Here is a 16,592-nt window from a genome sequence, read left to right on the forward strand (position 1 = left end):
GGTCAGGCCACCGCCAGACCCAGCGCCGCCTCGATGGAGGCGCGGTCGATATGGTCATGCTCGGCAATCACCACCAGCTGTGAGGCGCGCGGGCGTGCCCCCCAAGGCTGGTCGAACTGGCCGCGCAGGCGCGTGCCCACGGCCTGCACCAGATAGCGCATCGGCTTGCCCTTGACCGCCAGATAGCCCTTCATCCGCAGGATATTGAAATCGCCCGCCATGGCGACCATCCGCGCCTCGAGCGCGGCAACATCCTCGATCTCGCCCAAGTCCACGACGATCGTATCGAAATCGTCATGCTCGTGGTCGAAATGGCCATCATGATGGGAGGGGCGCGCCTCGAGATCATCCTCGGCGGCCGCATTGAGCCCCAGGATCACCTGCGGATCGATGACGCCTTCGGACATCGGCAGGATCGGCAGCTTGCGCGGCGCCTCGGCCTCGATCACGGCGCGGGCGCGGGCCAGACCCTCCTCGCCCGCAAGATCGGCCTTCGACAGAAGCACGATATCGGCGCAGGCGATCTGGTCCTCGAAGACCTCGGAGAGCGGCGTCTCGTGCTCAAGCGAGGGGTCGGCGGTGCGTTGTGCATCGACCGCCGCGAGATCGGGGGCAAACTGACCCGAAGCCACAGCCTCGGCATCGGCCAGCGCCACCACACCATCGACGGTGATCCGCGAGCGGATCGCGGGCCATTCGAATGCCTTCAGAAGCGGTTTGGGCAGCGCCAGACCCGAGGTCTCGATCAGGATGTGATCGGGCATCTCGGGCAGCGCCAGAAGACGCTCGATGGTCGGGATGAACTCATCGGCCACAGTGCAGCAGATGCAGCCATTGGCCAGTTCCAGAATATTGTCCTCGGGGCAGTTCTCGTCGGCGCAGGATTTGAGGATATCGCCATCCACACCCGCGGTCCCGAACTCATTGACCAGAACGGCCAGACGCTTGCCCTGCGGGTTTTGCATCAGGTGACGGATCAGCGTGGTCTTGCCCGCCCCCAGAAACCCTGTGACGATGGTCACCGGCACTTTTGCGAGATTGCTCATGGATCACTCCTGCGGATCGTTTTGCGGCGGTATACGCGCGATGGATTGTTTACGGAAGACAACGGGACGCGCGCGCCACGGCACCAGACCATCGGCGGTCTCGCCATAGGCGCGGATGCCCGCCAGAATGTCATCGAGATGGGTGGCGGGGTCGAGATCGCCATAGATATAGCTCCAGCGGTCCGGCCCGCCCGACAGCACCATCGAGCAGGAGCGCGAACAGGCGGAGAGGCATTCGACCCCCCTGACCTTCACACCGTCAATGCAGGCTTGCGCCACCGCATCGCGCAGCCGCGCACCCGGACGCGGGCTCGTGTCATCGCCCGTGCGGCGGCAGGTGGTGCAGATCGTGACCGTTACATTGCTCATATGCTCTCCCTCTTCGGGCTGCGCATAGCAAAGGTCGAACGCCGGAACCACAAGGTTCTGACCCTCTTCCCGCTGCGACACACCCCGATCGCCCGTCCTTGTCTTTCGCCACAGGCAGGTCTCCCGGCTTGCGAAGTCAGGCGGGCTGTAGGGCCTTGCCTGCCGATGACGCCTTCCCGGAGGGATCCGGTGGTCCGGATCTGTCCAGTGGCCTGCCACCTCTTCGGTCACGGTCGCGGGGGCGGCTGCGCTTGAGGATCCCGTCCCCTATCGCATTCCCTTTTCACCTGTCATAAACAGGAACCTGTGTGCGCGCTTAAAAGACGCGCAAGCCCGCGCTTTGTCAAGGAAGGAGATCCCCCATGAGCGAGACCGCCCCCGAAGGAATGCCGGATCAGGACGCCGCCACCGAGGACCGCCACGCGATGAAGATGGCCAAGAAAAAGGCCGCGCGCGACAAGATCATGGCGACGAAAGAGGGCGAGAAGGGCCTGATCATCGTCAATACCGGCGCTGGCAAGGGGAAATCCTCGGCAGGGTTCGGGATGATCCTGCGTTGTATCGCCCATGAGATGCCCTGTGCGGTGGTTCAGTTCATCAAGGGCGCGTGGGATACCGGCGAGCGGCGTCTGATCGAGGAGCACTTCTCCGGTCTGTGCCAGTTCCATGCGATGGGCGAAGGCTTTACCTGGGAGACACAGGACCGCGCGCGGGATGTGGCGATGGCCAAGCGTGGCTGGGAAAAGGCCAAGGAGCTGATCCGCGACCCCGAGATCCGCTTCGTGCTGCTTGACGAGATCAATATCGCTCTGCGCTATGACTATCTCGATATCGACGAGGTGGTGGCGTTCCTGCGCGACGAGAAGCCCGCCATGACCCATGTGGCGCTGACGGGGCGCAATGCCAAGGAGCCGCTGATCGAGCTGGCCGATCTGGTGACCGAGATGACGCTGGTGAAACACCCGTTCCGCGCAGGCATCAAGGGCCAGAGGGGCGTCGAGTTCTGAAAAGGGGGCTCTGCCCCCTCTTGCGCCTTCGGGCGCAATTCACCCCCGGGATATTTTCGGACAATGGAAAACAAGGCAAAATTAACGATGTTGCGCGATAAAGGTGCTGCCTCACTCGGCAGGGTCCCGATGGTGGCAGAAGGTGGGCGCACCGCATCTCCCGCAGCCAGCTGCCAATGGCACGGTCGAGATGCGGTGCCTCGGCCCTTCCCCATGGACTGTATGGCATCATGAAGGCGCTGATGATCCAGGGCGCGGGCTCGAATGTGGGAAAATCCATGCTGGTTGCGGGCTTGTGTCGGGCGGCGCGGCTGCGCGGGCTGAGCGTTGCGCCCTTCAAGCCGCAGAACATGTCCAACAATGCCGCCGTTACCGTGGATGGTGGCGAGATCGGGCGGGCGCAGGCCTTGCAGGCGATGGCCTGCGGAGTGGAGCCTGTGGTCGATATGAACCCGATCCTGCTCAAGCCCGAGAGCGAGACCGGATCGCAGGTGATCGTGCAGGGCAAGCGGCGGGCGACCGTGAAGGCGCGCGATTATGCCGCGTTAAAACCGTCCCTGATGGCGCCGGTTCTAGAGAGTTTCGCGCGCCTTAAGGCCGCGCATGATCTGGTCATCGTCGAGGGGGCGGGTAGTCCTGCCGAGGTAAACCTGCGCAAGAATGACATTGCCAATATGGGCTTTGCCTGCGCGGCCGATGTGCCGGTGGTGCTGGCCGGAGATATCGATCGTGGCGGGGTGATCGCACAGATCGTGGGGACGCAGGCCGTGCTCGGCGCGGGCGACCGCGCGCGGATCGCAGGATTTCTCATCAACAAGTTCCGTGGCGATCCGCGGCTGTTTGACGAGGGTTACCGAATGATCGAGACGCGCACGGGCTGGCGCGGTTTTGGCGTTTTGCCGTGGTTTGCGGAGGCTGGCCGTCTGCCGGCCGAGGATGCGCTGGATTTGCCGAATGCCTCGGGTGGCTCGGGGCTCAGGGTGGCCTGTCTGGGGCTTTCGCGGATTGCCAATTTCGACGATCTCGATCCGCTGATGCAGGAGCCGCATGTGTCGCTGAGCATTTTGCGGGCGGGCCAGCCCCTGCCCGGTGATACCGATCTAGTGATCATTCCCGGTTCCAAATCCACCCGTGGCGATCTGGCCTTTTTGCGCGCGCAGGGCTGGGAAGTGGACTTGCAGGCGCATGTGCGGCGTGGCGGGCGGATCCTCGGGATCTGCGGTGGCTACCAGATGCTGGGGCGTGTCGTGCATGATCCGCACGGGCTTGAAGGGCCTGCGGGCAGCGATCCCGGTCTGGGGTTTCTCGATATCGAAACGGTGATGGTAGAGGACAAGCGCCTGACACGGGTGGAGGCCCTCCATGCACCGACGGGATGCGGATTCTCGGGCTACGAGATCCATATCGGGCGTAGTGACGGGCCTGATCGTGCAAGGCCCTTTGCGATGATCGCGGGCGTGCCCGAAGGGGCAATCTCGCCCGATGGCCGGATCATGGGCAGCTATCTGCACGGGATGTTCGGTGAGGACGGGTTCCGTGCGGCATGGCTGGGCACGCTCGGAGCGCGGTCGGGCAATATTGCGCATGGAGCCCTGGTGGAAGCCACGCTCGACGCCTTGGCCGCCCATCTGGAGGCGCATCTGGATGTGGACGGCTTACTCGGCCTTGCCCGTTAGTGCATGCGCAAGGCGCGCCCATTCTGTCTCGTTGCCGGGAAGGCCGAGGCGGATCCAGCGCGGATGCCAAGGGAAGATGCGGCTCCAGATATGGGCGCGGGCCAGTCGAGACTGCGCCCGAACCGCATCGGGGGTCGCGTAAAGCCGGAAAAGCTCTGTCCCGCCCATAAGGTCCCAGCCTGCCTGCGCGGCCAGCGCGTCCATACGGCCCATGTCCTGAACCAGCCGCGCGATTGTGGTGCTCTGCCAGTCGCGATCTGCCAGCGCTCTGGTGCCGATGGCAAGCCCCGCACCGCAGACAGGCCAAGGGCCTGCCATCTCGCGCAGCCGCGCGATCCGGGCTTCGGCCCCCAGTGCAAAGCCAAGCCGTAGCCCCGCCAGCCCGTAGAACTTGCCGAACGAGCGCAGCACGAAGAGATCCTCCTCTCCAACCTGCCCCGCAAGCGACAGATCGGGACGCGGATCGGCGAAGCTTTCATCGACCACCAGCGTGCCGACCCTACCGCGCAAGGCCATCAGTACCTCGGGGCTGTGGCATTGCCCGTCGGGATTGTTGGGATTGACCACCACGGCCAGCCGCGCGCCCTCCAGATCGTGAAGGTGACGGACCTCCTCGACCTGCCAGCCCGCCTGACGCAGGCACGCGGCATGCTCGTTATAGGTGGGTGAGAGGACGCGGGCCTTGCGCGGGCCGTCCAGCAGCATCGGCAGCATCTGGATGGCCGCCTGTGCACCGGCCAGCGCGGCAATCCCCCCACCGGTCATGCCGTAGCTCTGGCGCGCCACGGCCAGCAGCGCCGCCATGGACGCGCCGGTGGGCAGGTCGGTATAGGCCGCGGGCGGGAGCGTACCCACGGGATAGGGCACGCGGTTGATCCCTGTGGAGAGGTCGACCCACTCGCCCTGCCCGCCCGTCCGGCCATATTCGGCCATGGCCCAATCGAGATTTCCGCCGTGATCACGCATATCGGGGCCTTTTCAGAGACAGGACAGAAGGGCAAGACACAGGGCCGCAAGCCCCATCGCCCTGAGATAGAGGGAGAGCCCGCGCGCCAGATCCTGCGGGCGCGGATCGGGGGCGCCTTCGTTGACATAGGGTTCATGCGCCACATGGTCACCATAGACCCGCGGCCCCGACAGGCGCACGCTCAAACCCGCCGCCAAGGCCGCCTCGGGCCAGCCGGCATTGGGCGAGCGGTGTTTGCCCGCATCCTGCGCCATCACCTTGAGCGCCCGCACAGGCGCGGAGACCAGCGCAAAGATCAGCCCAGTCAGGCGCGCGGGGATCAGGTTCACCCCATCATCCAGACGGGCCGCGAATTTGCCGAACCATTCATAGCGGTCATTGCGATGGCCGATCATGGAATCGAGCGTGTTGATGGCCTTGTAAGCCGCAATCCCCGGCAGCCCCAGAAGCGCCCCCCAGAAGAGCGGCGCGATGATCCCGTCCGAACTGTTCTCGGCAAGGCTTTCGAGCGCCGCACGCGCCACCCCGGCCTCATCCAGCCGGGCCGGATCGCGCCCGACGATCATCGACACCGCCACGCGGGCCTGCGGCACATCGCCCGCAGCAAGCGGGCGGGCAACGGCGGCCACGTGGCTATACATCGAGCGCGCGGCAATCAGCGGCCAAGCACAAAGCGACAGGATCAGCGTCCCGAGCCAGTTCGCGGGCGCAAGCCATGTGATGGTGATGGCGAGCATCACGGGCAAGAAAATCGCGCAGAGCGTGGTCGCAACCCCGCCCCATAACCGCCCGTTATTGGACCAATGCGCGCGATTGAGGCGCCCCTCCAGCGCATGGATCAAGGCCCCCAGCCATGTCACCGGATGGCCGATGCGCCGGAATACGGCTGCGGGCCATCCAAGGACCGCATCGATCCCGAAACCGATCAGCATGATGAGTGCTCCGGTCATGATCCCCTCCGCTGGCCGAGCGTGAATTCCACCACCCGCCCATAGCCTGCCGCGCGCAGCCTGTCACGGATTGCATCGCACTGTTGGCGCGACGCCGAAAGTGGCAGGACCAGCGCCCGTGCCGATCCCGTATGGGCGCGCAGATAGCCCAAGGCCCCCACCTCGCATGCGAGCCCTGATGTGGGATCGGCCGCGGGCCCCCGCAGAGCGGTCGTGCGCGCGGCGCTCTGGGCCGCCAGTGCAGCCACCTGTGCCAGATCGCCGCGCAGGCAGGCCGCCCGCCAGGCTGGCAGAAGATCCGAAATATCGGCAAAGTGCTGATCTTGCGGACGGGTGGGTTCGGGCGCACCCCAGAGCCCGCCGATCAGGCGCATTGGCGGCGGCGCGGGCAGGACGCCGAGGCTTTCTCCCTGACGCGAGGCCCAGAGATGGCAGTCCGGATAGGCATGGGCCAGCGGATCGCTTGCGCCCTCGATCTTCCAGCAGAGCCGCATGATCTGCGACGCGGGCAGCGCGGGCGCCATATGGCGGATCAGCGCCGTCAGCGCGGCGGTCGAGGCGCCACAACCCGCCCCCGCCACCATTGAGGCGCCGAGCCGGACCGCTCCGCGCAAGGGGCGCCGCAGCATCCGCTGGATCTGCGCCAGTGCTCCCGCAGGCAGAAGGCGTTGCGGGTCATGCACATAGCCTGTGGGTGCGGCTTTGACATCGAGCGTGACGCCCAGCACCGGACAGGGCACCGAGACCAGCGCAACCGGCCCCGTGCTGCCGATCCGTCCCTGCAGGAACTCGCCGAAATGTCCGGCCACCCGCAGGCGCGTGCTACGGGTCAGACGCATCGGTTGACCTCGTGGATCACCGCGCCCCCGGACAGGAAACTCACCCGCGTGAGCGATAGCGGCGCGATCTCGAAGCGCAGCCCCGCAGCGGGCACCTCCAGGGCCAGCCCCAGCACGGCGCGGATGGTTCCGGCATGGGCGAGCACCGTCACCCGCCCCGACAGCGGCGCAAGACCACGCGGCACCCGTGCGCAGAGATCGAGAAAACTCTCGCCCCCGGGTGGTCGGTGCGCGGCCAGCACCTCGAGCGGTAGCGGCCCCAGATCGGGCAGTTCGGCATAGGGACGGCCCTCCCATTCCCCGAGATCCTGTTCCCAGAAATCCGGCTCGGTCCCGATCGGCAGATCGGGCCAGAGCGCGCGCGCGGTCTGGACACAGCGCAGCGCGGGACTTGCCACGATGCGCGCAGGCTCTGGCACCGCCTCCGCCACCCGCGCCAAGGCCGTCCGGTCCGCGAGATCTGCGCCGAGATCGCGGCGTCCATAGACACACCCATCGCCTATAACGGGGGCATGGCGGATCAGCACCAGCTCGCATTGCGGACCGTCCTCGGGCGGCGGGAGCGCTGACGGCTGCGTGATCGACATAAACTACCTCTTTGCTTTCCAGCCCGTTTCTGCTTTCTCATCGCCCGATGAGCAAGATCATTCTAATGACCGGCGGCGCGCGTTCAGGCAAGTCTCGCCTCGCGGAGAACCAGGCCCTGAGCCTCGGCTCTCCCGCGATCTATATTGCCACGGCACGGATTTGGGATGCCGAGACACAGGCGCGGGTCGAGGAACACCGCGCCCGTCGTCTTACGGGCTGGCGCGATATCGAGGCGCCGCTCGATCTCGTCGGCGCTCTTAGGGATACCGACGGGGGCGCGCCGCGTCTTGTCGACTGCCTGACGATGTGGCTGACCAACCTGATGATGGAGAACCGCGATATCGAGGCGGAGGCAGAGGCCCTTATCGGCTGTTTGCCACAGCTCGACGCGCCGGTTATTTTCGTCACCAACGAGGTCGGAATGGGAATCGTTCCTGAAAACGCTCTTGCGCGCCGCTTCCGCGACGCGCAAGGACAGCTTAACCAGAAAATAGCCGCCGTGGCGGATGAGGTCCATCTCGTCACCTGCGGCTATGCACTAAAGGTCAAACCACAATGAGCCTCTTTCCGCTTTCCACCCTGTCCCAGCTCGACGGTCTCGCCGACAGACTGCCCGCGTTCGACAACGAGGCCGCCGAGGCGGCGCGCACGCGGCAGGGCCAGCTCACCAAGCCGCCGGGATCCTTGGGGCGGCTGGAGGATCTGGCGGTCTTCATGGCAGGCTGGCGGGTCACCGACAGGCCCCGCATCGGCAAGGCACAGGCGATTGTGTTTGCAGGAAACCACGGGATCTGCGCGCAAGGGGTAAACCCGTTCCCGCAATCGGTCACCGCGCAGATGGTGGCCAATTACGAACATGGCGGCGCTGCGATCAACCAGCTCTGCCGCGCGAACGGGGCCGAGTTGTCGGCCGTCGCCATCGATCTCGACCGCCCCACGCGTGATTTCACGCAAGGCCCCGCGATGGACGAGGCCGAGACGCTCGAGGCGCTCAATCGCGGTGCGGCATCCGTGAACCCAAAGGCGGATGTGCTGATATTGGGCGAGATGGGTATTGGCAATTCCACCATTGCGGCGGCACTGGCTTCGGCGCTCTTCGGGGGCGATGTGGCTGATTGGGTCGGGCGTGGCACGGGGTCGGACGATGCGGGGGTCGCGCGCAAGATCTCGGCTATCGAACGTGGCCTCGAACGCCATCAGGGCCTGAGCGCGGCGCAAACGCTTGCCGCCCTTGGCGGGCGCGAGCAGGCTGCGATCTGCGGCGCGGTGCTGGCCGCACGGCTCTACCGGATTCCGGTGCTCCTTGACGGATTCATCTGCACGGCCTCGGCCGCCCCCCTCTTCGGGGTCGATGCGCGGCTTCTGGAGCACTGCCTCGTCGGCCATGTCAGCGCCGAGCCCGGCCATCGGAAGATCCTTGGCCACCTTGGAAAGGATCCGATCCTCGGTTTCGACATGCGATTGGGCGAAGGCACCGGCGCGGCCCTTGCACTCGGCATCCTGCGCTCGGCGCTCGAATGCCATAACGGCATGGCGACCTTCTCGGAGGCAGGTGTCGATGAAGCGCACGAGGATGACACGACCATGGATGCCGCCCAATGATCCGCGCCCGTCTGGCCGAATTGCAGCTTGCCGTCATCCTGCTCTCGCGCCTGCCTGCAGGCCGGTTGCCGGAGGATAAGATCAATCTCGGCCAGACGGTCTGGGCCTATCCGATCGCGGGTCTGCTGATCGGCACGGGAGGAGCGCTGGCGCTGGGGCTCTCGGCCCTTCTGGGGCTGCCGCCCTTTGCGGCGGCCCTCCTGTGCCTTGTCACGCTGACCTTCCTGACGGGCGCGCTCCATGAGGACGGGCTGGCCGATCTGGCGGACGGGTTCGGCGGTGGTCGCGAGCGTGAGAAAAAGCTCGATATCATGCGCGACAGCCGGATCGGCAGCTACGGGGTAACCGCGCTGATCCTGGCCTATGGCCTGCGCGCCTGCGGTATCGCGACGCTTTATGCCCAAGGCGCCCATCTGGCGGCAGCGGCGCTGATCGCGCTGGCCATGGCCTCGCGCGCGCAGATCGCCATCTGGCAAAGCCTGATGCCGGTGGCCCGCCCCGACGGGATGGGCCATGCCGCCACCGGGGTTCCGAAAAACGCCCTGATCCTCGCGCTTGTCTATGGCGCGCTGGGGCTGACGCTGACGGGCATCTATGCGCCGCTCATCGGGCTGGCCGTGGTGCTGGGCGGGGCGGCCATGGCCTATCTCGCCAAGCGCCAGATCGGCGGGCAGACCGGCGATGTGCTGGGCGCAAGCCAGCAGGCCTCCGAGATCCTCGGCTGGATCGCCCTCATGTCGCTATTGTAGAGTGCGTAAATTTTAAGCGTATCCGGCGATAATTTGGCCGGAATGTCGAAAACACTGGCCCTTGATCCCAGCACTTGCCTAGTTTGGCATAACCTGTTTCCAAGGACTGCGTGCTATGGCGATTTACGCATCGATTCATCACCTTACCCATTACAAATATGACCGCGACGTCATGCTTGGCCCGCAGATCATCCGTTTGCGACCGGCGCCGCACTCGCGCACCAAGGTGATCTCGCATGCGCTGAAAGTCACACCGGCCGAGCATTTCGTGAACCTCCAGCAGGATCCCTATGGCAACTGGCTGGCGCGGTTTGTCTTCCCCGAGCCGGTGCGCGAGTTCAAGATCGAGGTCGATCTGGTGGCCGATATGACGGTCTATAACCCGTTCGATTTCTTCGTCGAGGAATGTGCCGAATACTGGCCCTTCGACTATCCGTCGGATTATGCCGCAGATCTTGCCGTCTACCGCAAACCCGAGGAAGGCTCGGAGGCGCTCGACGAATTCGTTGCGACCATCCCGCGCAAGAAGGAGCGCACGGTCGATTTCCTCGTGGGCCTCAATATGCAGGTCTCGAACCTCGTCGATTACACGATCCGGCTGGAACCGGGCGTGCAGACGCCCGAGGAGACGCTGACGCTTAAATCGGGTTCCTGCCGTGACAGCAGCTGGCTTCTGGTGCAGGTGCTGCGGCGCCTGGGCTTTGCGGCGCGGTTTGTCTCGGGCTATCTGATCCAGCTCAAACCCGATGTGAAGGCGCTCGATGGCCCCTCGGGGACCGAGCATGACTTCACCGATCTGCATGCATGGGTCGAGGTCTATCTGCCCGGTGCGGGCTGGATCGGGCTTGATCCGACCTCCGGCCTGATGACCGGCGAGAGCCATATCCCGCTGGCCGCCACGCCGCATTACCGCACCGCCGCCCCTATCGCCGGTGGCTTTACCGCCGATGGCACCCCCGAGGTCGAATTCGATTTCGACATGGAGGTGACCCGCGTGGCCGAGCACCCGCGCATTACCAAGCCGTTTTCGGACGAGGCATGGGAGGCGCTCAACGATCTGGGTAAACAGGTCGACCGCGATCTGGCCTCGGGCGATGTCCGCCTGACGATGGGCGGCGAGCCGACATTCGTGTCCATCGATGATTTCCAGTCCGAGGAATGGAACACCGCCGCCGTGGGGCCACAGAAACGCGACCGTGCCGATGTGCTGATCCGCAAGCTGCAGGACCGTTTCGCACCGGGTGGCTTCCTGCATTACGGTCAGGGCAAATGGTATCCGGGCGAGACGCTGCCGCGCTGGACCTTCTCGCTCTACTGGCGCCATGACGGGCAGCCGGTCTGGTCGAACACTGACCTGATCGCCCCCGAGGGCACATCGCAAGATGCCACGCCGCTGCAGGCGCAGGAGCTGATGCGGGAAATCGCGAGCCAGCTGAATGTGGACGAGAATTACGTCATTCCCGCCTATGAGGACCCTGCCGAGTGGCTGGTGCGCGAGGCGCAGCTCCCCGAGAACGTCACGCCGGCCAATTCCAAGCTGGAGGATGCCGAGGCGCGCCACCGCATCGCGCGGGTCTTCGACCGTGGCCTGACCACGCCCACTGCCTTCGTGCTGCCGGTCCAGCGCTGGCAGGCCAAGGCGGGCGGCGCGGGCTGGCGTTCGGAGCGTTGGCGATTGCGGCGCGGCGCGATGCTTCTGGCTCCCGGTGACAGCCCTGCGGGCTACCGTCTGCCGCTGGCCTCGCTGCCGCATCTGAGTGCGGCGCAATACCCCTATCACAACCCCGCCGACCCGACGATCCCGCGCCCGCCCCTGCCCAAGCGCGATCCGGTGAAACCGGCCGAGCGGCTGAGCCAGCCGATGGCCTCTTTCATACCTTCCGAACCGATGGGGGAAGGCTTCACACCGCAGGGCTCGCCCGAGATCGACGGCTTCGTGCGCACCGCGCTTTCGGTGGAGCCGCGCGACGGGCGGCTATGTGTGTTCATGCCGCCTGTGGTCTGGCTCGAGGATTATCTCGACCTGCTGCGTGCCGCCGAGGCGGCTGCGGCCAATCTGGGGCTCAAGGTCCATATCGAGGGCTATGCCCCCCCGAATGATCCTCGTCTCAACGTCATCCGCGTGGCCCCCGATCCGGGCGTGATCGAGGTCAATATCCACCCTGCCCATTCCTGGGAGGATTGCGTGGCCACCACCGAGGCGATCTACGAAGAGGCGCGCCTCTCGCGGCTCGGGGCCGACAAGTTCATGATCGATGGACGCCATACCGGCACGGGCGGCGGCAATCATGTGGTGGTGGGCGGCGAGACGCCCAATGACAGCCCCTTCCTGCGCCGCCCCGACCTTCTGAAATCGCTGATCCTGACATGGCAGCGCCATCCCTCGCTCAGCTATCTCTTCTCGGGCATGTTCATCGGCCCGACCTCGCAGGCGCCCCGCATCGACGAGGCCCGCCATGACAGCCTCTACGAGCTCGAGATCGCGCTGAACCAGATCCAGCCGGGCATGGCCGTGCCGCCATGGCTGACCGACCGCCTGCTGCGCAATATCCTGATCGACGTGACGGGCAATACCCACCGCGCCGAGATCTGTATCGACAAGCTCTACTCGCCCGATGGCCCGACAGGCCGTCTGGGCCTCGTGGAGTTCCGCGGCTTCGAGATGCCGCCGCATCCGCGCATGTCGCTGGCCCAGCAGCTCCTGATCCGCGCGATCATCGCGCGGGCCTGGAAAGCGCCCGTCGAAGGGCGTCCGGTGCGCTGGGGCACGGTGCTCCATGACCGCTTCATGTTGCCGCATTTCATCTGGGAGGATTTCCTGAGCCTTCTGGCCGAGCTGAAAGAGCATGGCTATGCGTTCGATCCGGCATGGTTCGTGGCGCAGGAGGAGTTCCGCTTCCCCTTCTGCGGACAGATCACCGTCGAGGGCGTGCATCTGGAGCTGAAACAGGCGCTCGAGCCGTGGCATGTGCTGGGCGAGACCGGCGCGATCGGTGGCACTGTGCGCTATACCGACAGCTCGGTCGAGCGGATGCAGGTCAAGATGACCTCGCTCCATCAGGACCGCTACAAGGTCACCTGCAACGGGCGCTTCCTGCCGATGACGCCCACGGGCACCTCGGGGACCTCAGTCGCAGGCGTGCGCTACAAGGCGTGGAAGCCGCCGGAATCGCTGCATCCGACCCTGCCTACCAATGCGCCTTTGGTGTTCGACATCTATGACACATGGTCAAACCGCGCGATCGGAGGCTGTACCTATAACGTGGCCCATCCGGGCGGGCGCAACTACGACACCTTCCCTGTCAATGCCAATGAGGCGGAGGCGCGGCGTCTGGCGCGGTTCCAGCCGTTCGGGCATACCCCGGGGGCCTATGTGCCGCCGATGGAACATCCGCATCCCGAATTCCCCTTGACGCTTGACCTTCGACGTCCCATCGGGCTGATCTGAGCCCGGAAGTTATCAAGGCAGACCAATGGCCGAGAAAAAGCAGCATCCTGCCAGCGCCCTGCTGGCAGGCTATCGCCCTGTAAAGGGGGTCGCGGACGAGCTCTTCGACGCACAGGGCCGCATGCGCCCTGTCTGGCGGCGTTTCATCGACCGCTTTGTGCGGCTGAGCCCCGAGGAAATCGAGGCGCGGTTCGAGCGGGCCGATCTCTATCTGCGCGATGCGGGGGTGTTCTACCGGCAATATTCCAACGATCCGCTGACCGAGCGCAGCTGGCCGCTCAGCCATATCCCGGTGATCCTGCATGATAGCGAGTGGGACCATATCTGCGAGGGGCTCACCCAGCGCGCCGAGCTGCTGGAACATGTGATGGCCGATCTTTACGGCTCCGCCGATCTGGTGGCGCAAGGTCATCTGCCGGCCGAGCTGATCGCGGGGTCGAAACAGTTCCTGCGCCCGATGGTGGGGGTCAAACCCAAGGGCGGGCATTATCTGCATTTTCTGGCCTTCGAGATCGGGCGCTCGCCTGATGGATCGTGGTTCGTGCTGGGGGACCGGACGCAGGCCACGTCGGGGGCGGGCTTTGCGCTCGAGAACCGGATGGCCACGGGGCGTGCCTTCCCCGAGCGGTTCCCGCGGGCCTATATCCACCGGCTTGCAGGGTTCTTCGGAGCATTTCTGGGTGCCTCCGAGCGGCTGGCCGAGGATCGGGACCAGCGTCAGGCGATCCCCGCGATCCTCACCCCCGGCCCCTCCAACGAGGCCTATTACGAACATACCTATATCGCGCGCTATCTTGGGGTGCCGCTTCTGGAGGGCGAGGATATCGTCGTCGAGGATGGCCGTGCCAAGGTGCGCACGATCTCGGGGCCGCAACCGCTCGGATCGCTGTGGCGAAGAATCGATTCAGATTTTGCCGATCCGATCGAACTCGACGAGACCAGCCGGATCGGCACACCCGGTCTGATGGACGCCGTGCGGCGCGGACATCTGGGCATGGCCAATGCGCTCGGCTCGGGGATCATGGAAATGCGCGCGATGCTGGCCTTCCTGCCGCGTATCAGCGAGGTGATGCTGGGCGAGCCGCTCAAACTCCCCAATATCGCCACATGGTGGTGCGGTGCACCCGAGGCGCGCTCCTATGTCGAAGCCAATGTCAAACGGATGATGATCGGATCGGCCTATGCGGTGGATCTGCCCTTCGACCTGAACGCCACAACCGCGCTCGGCGGGGAGTTTCGTGGCCGCGCCAAAGGCTCTGTCAGCCAGTGGCTCGAGGAGGAAGGCCGCGCATTGGTGGGTCAGGAAGCCGTCACGCTCTCGACCACACCCGCATGGTCGCGCCAGGGAGACGGTCAGGCAAGGATCACCCCGCGCCCGATGACGGTGCGGGTCTTTGCCGCACGCACCGAAGACGGCTGGCGCTTCCTGCATGGCGGCTACGCCCGTATCGGCCAGTCCGAGGATCCGACAGCACTCGCGATGCAGCGCGGCGGATCGGTGGCCGATGTCTGGGTGGTGTCTGACCGACCCGTGCCGCAAGAGAGCCTTGCCGCAGAGACCACAGGACGGTTCCAGCGCAGCGATCAGGGCATCCTGCCCGCGCGCGCGGCCGATAACCTCTATTGGCTCGGACGCTATATCGAGCGCACGGAGGATGCGATCCGGCTCCTGCGGGCCTATCACCTGCGCCTTGCCGCCACCGGCAATGCCGCCGATCCGCGGCTCAGGCTGATGCGCGTCTACCTGTCCTCGGTGGGCTATACATTCGAGAAGGCGATCCCCGATACGCTTCTGGGGCGGTTCGAGATGGCGCGCAGCTGTGCCGCCAAGGTGCGGGACCGGTTCTCGACCGATGGCTGGAATGCGTTGAGCGATCTTCTGGAGACCGCCCGCCGACTGCAGGGCAAGACCAAGAACGGCGATGACGCGGCGCGCGCGATGTCGGTGTTCCTGCGCAAGATCACCGGCTTCTCGGGGCTGGTGCACGAGAATATGTATCGCTTCTCCGCATGGCATTTTCTGTCCTTCGGGCGGGCGCTTGAACGTGCCGATGCAACCGCGACGCTTCTCGAGCTTTACGCCGCCCCTGACGCGCCCGAGGGCGGGCTCGATCTGGCGGTCGAGGTCTGTGACAGCGTGATCACCCATCAGCGGCGCTTCCGCGTGGAAACCAGCCGTGACACGGTGCTGGACCTGCTCGCACTCGATGGTGACAATCCGCGTGCGCTCGCCTTCCTGATCTGCCGGATGGAGAACATCGCGCGCAGGATGCCCAACGCTATGGATCATGCCCGTCCGGGGCCCTTGATGCGCCGTCTGATGCAGCTCTCGACCGAGTTCAGCTGTGCCGAGCCGCGTGACATGACCCCCGAGCGTCTTGCACGGCTGCGACGCGAACTGGGCGAGCTGTCCGATCTCCTGACCACAGCCTATCTGAGATGATGACCCATGTTCTATGATCTGAAACTCGTCATCGCCTATCACTATGATTATCCAACGGATCGCGCCCGCAATATGCTGCGGCTGATGCCCCGCTCCCTGGCGGGGGTGCAAGCGGTCCATGAAGCGACCCTCCACATCGATCCTGTCCCTGACGAACAGCATGATCTGACCGATTATTTCGGCACCTGCATGTCCCAGGTGGCATGGGCGCGGCCCGTGTCCTCGCTGCGGTTCGAGGTGCGGGCCAAGGTCGAGCGCAAGGAAGACCCTCGCAAGATGGATTTCTCGGCGCGCCTGACTGCCCTGCCGCGTGAGCTGGCGGCGTCGATGTCACTCAAACCCGATGCGCCCCACCATTTCACCCATCCCTCGCCGCGCATTCCGCGGGTGCCGGCCATCACGGCTTTCGGCGCGGATTGTGTGAGCCCCGCCATGAGCACCTATGAGGCGATTGCGGCAATCGGGCATGCCATCCATCGCGAGATGGAATTCGACGCCTCTGCCACAACGGCCGAGACGCCTGCGCATGAGGCCTTCGAGGCACGGCGCGGCGTCTGTCAGGATTTCGCGCATATCATGATCACCGCTTTGCGCGGGATCGGTATTCCGGCAGGCTATGTCTCGGGCTTTTTGCGCACCAATCCCCCCGAAGGGCAGGAGCGGCTGGAGGGCGCGGATGCGATGCACGCATGGGTGCGTGCCTGGGCCGGTGCCGAGATGGGCTGGGTCGAGTTCGACCCGACCAACGACCAGTTCGCGGGCACCGATTACATCACCGTGGGTTATGGTCGCGATTACGCGGATGTGGCCCCCGTGCGCGGGGCGCTGCGCGGTGTGGGCGGCGCCAAGACAACACAGGCCGTGGATGTGATCCCGCGCCCGCATCTTGACGCGGTGTGATGCCAACG

General features: G+C 65.3%; 14 protein-coding genes and 1 riboswitch. Of the genes, 8 read left to right on the forward strand and 6 right to left on the reverse strand.

The features are described from left to right. Window positions 1-2: 2 nt before the first annotated feature. The gene (cobW, locus tag VSX56_RS06530) at window positions 3-1,046 is read right to left on the reverse strand and encodes a cobalamin biosynthesis protein CobW (RefSeq protein WP_350935768.1); all 1,044 of its coding nucleotides are present in this window, start codon (window positions 1,044-1,046) and stop codon (window positions 3-5) included. Between the two features lie 3 nt (window positions 1,047-1,049). Beyond that, entirely contained in the window at window positions 1,050-1,496 is a 447-nt protein-coding gene (locus tag VSX56_RS06535) for a DUF1636 family protein (protein WP_434096011.1), read from the reverse strand. Window positions 1,497-1,511: 15 nt separating this feature from the next. Continuing rightward, a riboswitch (cobalamin riboswitch) is annotated at window positions 1,512-1,738 on the reverse strand. A 39-nt stretch (window positions 1,739-1,777) separates the two neighbouring features. On the opposite strand from VSX56_RS06535, the gene cobO reads away from it, so the two are divergent. Beyond that, window positions 1,778-2,422 (forward strand): cob(I)yrinic acid a,c-diamide adenosyltransferase, encoded by a 645-nt coding sequence (gene cobO / locus VSX56_RS06540; RefSeq protein ID WP_350935770.1) that lies wholly within the window; start codon window positions 1,778-1,780, stop codon window positions 2,420-2,422. Window positions 2,423-2,652: 230 nt separating this feature from the next. Continuing rightward, window positions 2,653-4,098 carry a cobyric acid synthase gene (locus tag VSX56_RS06545; RefSeq protein ID WP_350936161.1) on the forward strand — a complete coding sequence of 482 codons (1,446 nt, stop codon included), beginning with the start codon at window positions 2,653-2,655 and terminating at the stop codon, window positions 4,096-4,098. On the opposite strand, the gene cobD is transcribed toward VSX56_RS06545, so the two are convergent. The 4 genes from cobD to VSX56_RS06565 are packed head-to-tail and all read right to left on the reverse strand — an operon-like array spanning window position 4,078 to window position 7,441. Then, window positions 4,078-5,064, reverse strand: coding sequence for a threonine-phosphate decarboxylase CobD (gene cobD, locus VSX56_RS06550; protein WP_350935773.1), 987 nt, complete (start codon window positions 5,062-5,064; stop codon window positions 4,078-4,080). The genes VSX56_RS06545 and cobD overlap by 21 nt on opposite strands. A 12-nt stretch (window positions 5,065-5,076) precedes the next feature. Beyond that, complete coding sequence (gene cbiB, locus VSX56_RS06555; protein WP_350935775.1) at window positions 5,077-6,015, reverse strand: adenosylcobinamide-phosphate synthase CbiB; 939 nt, start codon at window positions 6,013-6,015, stop codon at window positions 5,077-5,079. After that, on the reverse strand, window positions 6,012-6,854 hold the full coding sequence (locus VSX56_RS06560) for a propanediol utilization protein (RefSeq protein WP_350935777.1): 843 nt from the start codon (window positions 6,852-6,854) through the stop codon (window positions 6,012-6,014). Before VSX56_RS06560 ends, cbiB begins: the two co-directional genes overlap by 4 nt. Then, the gene (locus tag VSX56_RS06565; RefSeq protein WP_350935779.1) at window positions 6,845-7,441 is read right to left on the reverse strand and encodes a histidine phosphatase family protein; all 597 of its coding nucleotides are present in this window, start codon (window positions 7,439-7,441) and stop codon (window positions 6,845-6,847) included. Before VSX56_RS06565 ends, VSX56_RS06560 begins: the two co-directional genes overlap by 10 nt. Before the next feature lie 65 nt (window positions 7,442-7,506). Between VSX56_RS06565 and cobU the strand changes: the two genes are divergently transcribed. The 6 genes from cobU to VSX56_RS06595 all read left to right on the forward strand — a co-directional run bounded on the left by cobU (window position 7,507) and on the right by VSX56_RS06595 (window position 16,584). Beyond that, window positions 7,507-8,001: a bifunctional adenosylcobinamide kinase/adenosylcobinamide-phosphate guanylyltransferase gene (gene cobU, locus VSX56_RS06570; protein ID WP_434096012.1), complete on the forward strand. Its 495-nt coding sequence runs from the start codon at window positions 7,507-7,509 to the stop codon at window positions 7,999-8,001. Continuing rightward, window positions 7,998-9,044, forward strand: a complete 1,047-nt coding sequence (gene cobT / locus VSX56_RS06575) for a nicotinate-nucleotide--dimethylbenzimidazole phosphoribosyltransferase (RefSeq protein WP_350935782.1) — start codon at window positions 7,998-8,000, stop codon at window positions 9,042-9,044. Before cobU ends, cobT begins: the two co-directional genes overlap by 4 nt. Further along, the gene (locus tag VSX56_RS06580; protein WP_350935784.1) at window positions 9,041-9,793 is read left to right on the forward strand and encodes an adenosylcobinamide-GDP ribazoletransferase; all 753 of its coding nucleotides are present in this window, start codon (window positions 9,041-9,043) and stop codon (window positions 9,791-9,793) included. Before cobT ends, VSX56_RS06580 begins: the two co-directional genes overlap by 4 nt. Before the next feature lie 115 nt (window positions 9,794-9,908). Further along, entirely contained in the window at window positions 9,909-13,241 is a 3,333-nt protein-coding gene (locus VSX56_RS06585; protein ID WP_350935786.1) for a transglutaminase family protein, read from the forward strand. A gap of 25 nt (window positions 13,242-13,266) precedes the next feature. Next, window positions 13,267-15,684: a circularly permuted type 2 ATP-grasp protein gene (locus VSX56_RS06590; protein WP_350935788.1), complete on the forward strand. Its 2,418-nt coding sequence runs from the start codon at window positions 13,267-13,269 to the stop codon at window positions 15,682-15,684. A gap of 6 nt (window positions 15,685-15,690) precedes the next feature. Next, window positions 15,691-16,584 (forward strand): transglutaminase family protein, encoded by an 894-nt coding sequence (locus VSX56_RS06595; protein WP_350935790.1) that lies wholly within the window; start codon window positions 15,691-15,693, stop codon window positions 16,582-16,584. The last annotated feature ends 8 nt before the right edge of the window (window positions 16,585-16,592 follow it).

It is taken from the genome of Thioclava kandeliae (assembly GCF_040297545.1).
GTDB lineage: Bacteria > Pseudomonadota > Alphaproteobacteria > Rhodobacterales > Rhodobacteraceae > Thioclava > Thioclava kandeliae.